Origin of the sequence: Chitinophaga sp. (assembly GCF_036569185.1) — a bacterium.
Lineage (GTDB): Bacteria > Bacteroidota > Bacteroidia > Chitinophagales > Chitinophagaceae > Chitinophaga.
In genome coordinates this window covers 1-3,405 of the sequence record NZ_DATCRD010000019.1, presented here as the reverse complement: position 1 = coordinate 3,405, position 3,405 = coordinate 1, and the positions used below count along the sequence as shown (strand labels likewise).

General features: G+C 48.5%; 4 protein-coding genes. 1 reads left to right on the top strand and 3 read right to left on the bottom strand.

The window, feature by feature from the left end; genetic code table 11:
* Both VIM72_RS01320 and eat read right to left on the bottom strand, forming a co-directional pair.
* A partial coding sequence (locus VIM72_RS01320; RefSeq protein WP_332001068.1) for a glutamine synthetase family protein occupies positions 1-1,000 on the bottom strand: 1,000 nt, incomplete at its 3' end.
* On the bottom strand, positions 997-2,313 hold the full coding sequence (eat, locus tag VIM72_RS01315; RefSeq protein ID WP_332001067.1) for an ethanolamine permease: 1,317 nt from the start codon (positions 2,311-2,313) through the stop codon (positions 997-999). The genes eat and VIM72_RS01320, both read right to left, overlap by 4 nt.
* Positions 2,314-2,391: 78 nt before the next feature.
* Between eat and VIM72_RS01310 the strand changes: the two genes are divergently transcribed.
* Positions 2,392-2,733: a winged helix-turn-helix domain-containing protein gene (locus tag VIM72_RS01310; protein ID WP_332001066.1), complete on the top strand. Its 342-nt coding sequence runs from the start codon at positions 2,392-2,394 to the stop codon at positions 2,731-2,733.
* 4 nt (positions 2,734-2,737) lie between these two features.
* On the opposite strand, the gene VIM72_RS01305 is transcribed toward VIM72_RS01310, so the two are convergent.
* Positions 2,738-3,223: a molybdopterin-dependent oxidoreductase gene (locus VIM72_RS01305; RefSeq protein WP_332001065.1), complete on the bottom strand. Its 486-nt coding sequence runs from the start codon at positions 3,221-3,223 to the stop codon at positions 2,738-2,740.
* Positions 3,224-3,405 lie beyond the last annotated feature (182 nt).

The following is a 3,405-nucleotide window of genomic DNA, read 5'->3' as shown; positions in this document are numbered from 1 at the left end:
ATGCCACCGTCCTGTTATCGATGCCCCATGTGAGCGTGGTAGGAGCCCAGGCGCCTTCTACCAGCCTTTTGTAGCTGTTGATGGTAGGGGCTATCATAGGCAGTATCACCGGTAAGCAATGCAGTTGCCCGGCGATGTAACTTTTCATGAGGGCGCTCATTTTATGCTCGTCCTGTTCATCATAAAACAAATTTTCTTTGCTGCCGGCATCCCAGAGGCTTTGGTGCACATGCCCGCTGCACCCCGGCAGGCTTTCATGGATCTTGGCCATGAAGGTGGCCATTACGCCGTGCTTGTAGGCAATTTCTTTTACGGCAGTTTTAAACAGGATAGCCTGGTCTGCCGCCTGTAGAATCCCCGCATACTTAATGGCTGCCTCGTATACGCCGGGACCGGTTTCAGTATGCAATCCTTCTACCGGAATATCAAATTTTACCAGTTGCTCAAACAGGCTGCTCATATATTCATTCTTCAACGCGCTGCGAAGGATGGAGTAACCAAACATGCCAGGCGATAAAGGGGTGAGGTCGCGGAACTGCTTCTGATGGGCGGTATCAGGGGTTTCGGTAAAGTTAAACCATTCAAATTCCTGCGAAAAGTAAGGAGTATAACCACTTTGCTCCGCCGTAGCCAGCACTTTTTTCAGCAGCTGACGGGGGCAGGTATATACCGGCGTATTATCGGCTTCCACAAAATCGCCCAGGAAAAAAGGCACCCCATTCTCCCAGGGAATTTTACGGAACGTATTCAGGTCAATTTTTACCTGCGCATCCGGGTAACCGGTATGCCAGCCGGTATACTTTACATTATCATATACCACATCGCTCATGTCCCATCCAAAAGTAACATCACAGAAGCCCATCTTGCTTTCTGTTACGGACACGAATTTTTCCGCTGCAATATATTTCCCTCTCAATACGCCGTCGATATCAGCGATCGCCACTTTTACCTTACCGGACGGATGATTTTTTACATATGTTAATATTTCGGTAGTTGTCATGTGTGGGCAGGTTTAAAGATTTTGTACAACAAAAAAGAAACAGCCAGCAGGGAAAAATAAATGATGCCAAGCAGCAGGTTGAAAATAAACATCGCTACTATGGAAATGCTGGCAATCACCAGCGCTACCACCGGGAACACAGGGTAGAAGGCCACCCGGAAAGGCCGTGGCAGATCAGGCTCCTGTCTTCTCAGGATAATAATAGACACCATGGAAATGATATACAAAGTGAGCGCGCCGAAAACGGATACAATAATGATTTCGGAAGTTTTACCCGAAAGCAGGGCCAGTATCCCGATCACCATATTACCCAGAAGCGCATTGGCAGGCGTATGAAACCGCGGTGAAATTTTACCCAGCGCTGCCGGCAGGTTGTGTACCCTGCCCATTTCATAGGTAGAGCGCCCTGCCGCCAGGATAAGCCCGTGAAAAGAAGCCACCAGGCCAAATAAGCCTACAGTGATCAGCAGGTGGTACATGGGATGGTTGCTCCCGGTAATTTTTGCCAGCGCCAGCGGCAACGGGGAATCGGAAGTTTCCCCGCCGGCCCCGTTTTTATATACAATGGCCTCCCACCCGGCAATACCAGTGGCCGATACAAATATCAGGATACACAGAATGGCCAGCGTAAGGATAGCCCATCCAAAACCCTTGCTGATATCGCGTTGGGGGTTTTTTGTTTCCTCCGCTACATTGGCAATGCCTTCAATACCCAGGAAAAACCAGATGGCAAAAGGAATAGCGGCAAAAGCGCCGCCCCATCCAAGCGGGAGCGGGTTGCTGGTAAGATGGACAGCCTGGAATTTTGGAAGCGATAAACCGGCAAACAACAATAGTTCCCCTACTGCAAAAATGGTAACAATCACCTCGAAAGAGGCTGCCGCTTTTACGCCATACACATTCAGACCGGTGAACACAAAATAAATGGCAATAGCGCTGGTGAGAATGGGTACCTGCGGAAAAAAAGCGTTGAAATAAGCGCCGATGGCAAATGCAATGGCAGGCGGCGCCAGAATGAATTCAATCACCTGGGCTATACCGGCCACAAAGCCGATATTTTTTCCCATTGCCCTGTTTGCATAATCAAAAACTCCTCCTGCCTTGGGGATGGCGCAGGCCAGTTCTGCATAACTGAAAGTAAACGTTACATACATCACCATGATCACAAGCGTGGCAATAGCCATACCTCCTGTGCCGCCTTTTTCAAGGCCAAGATTCCAGCCAAAATACATACCTGAAATAACGTACCCTACTCCAAGTCCCCACAACATAAAGGGAGTCAGTGTTTTCTTTAAGCCCTTGTTTTGTGTCATTTGAAAGATCTCTGTTGCGTGTATGTGTAATATAATATAAATTAAAATATTATTTCACTAACCGTATATCTTTACTGCATGAAACTAATACCAAACGGACGCATATGGATTGAAACCGAGGAAGGCCCCTTTCTTGGTTACGGCCGTATTGAGCTGCTGGAAAAGATCGGAGAACTGGGCTCCCTGAGGAAAGCAGCCGCGGAAATGAAAATTTCCTACCGCCAGGCATGGGATTTTGTAGACCAGATGAATAAGCGTACCGGTAAACCGCTGGTAAAATTTGAGAGGGGAGGAAAAACCGGTGGCGGCGCGCTGCTCACCCCGGAAGGCAAGCAGGCGATTAAATTATTTCATGACCTGAATACGGCTTTTCAACAGTTCCTTGCCACCCGGACAACCGGTTTGAATAAACGCCGGTAAGCCCTTACTCTTTTGCAAATCGTACGGTCATGGCCGTTACTTCCCATATCCATCTTGCGGGCTTCTTTTCACCGGGAACTACAATCCTGAAAGGCCCCTTGCCATCGGGCAACGGCTGCCCGTCCACCTTATCGGCCAGTATCACTACCCGGTTGGTGAAAGCGCTGTCCAGTTCGGCCAGGGAAAACAATACCTCATACCCGTCGCCTGATTTTACGAGCAGGTATTTCGACATATTTTCCCCTCTCAGTTGTGCTCCCAGCGTTACGCCTGCCTGTTGCAAAATAGTTGTTACCGGTACACCCGAGTAACGGTGCGGTTTCCCGTCGCGGTCGGCGGCGGTTACTTCCGTTTTTGGCATCTTCCCGATATCTGCGGCACTGAGCTTTAATGGACGCGTTACTTCCCCGTCAACCGAAATGGTTTGTGCAAAAGCAGTGGTGGCAGCGAATGCAGTGATAAATAAGTAAGCAGCGAATTTGTATAGCATGGTGATGTTAATTAAAAGGGTCAGAGAATGCGGGTTGAAGTTCGTTGTTCATTTTTTTGAATAACGGTGATAAAAGCTTACCTCTATGCAGCAAAAACAAGGTCACAGCGCCGGAAGGAAAGCGGGAAAAAGTAATGAGTTGCCTGGGTGTATGGTTGATAACGGGTGCAAATTAGTATTAA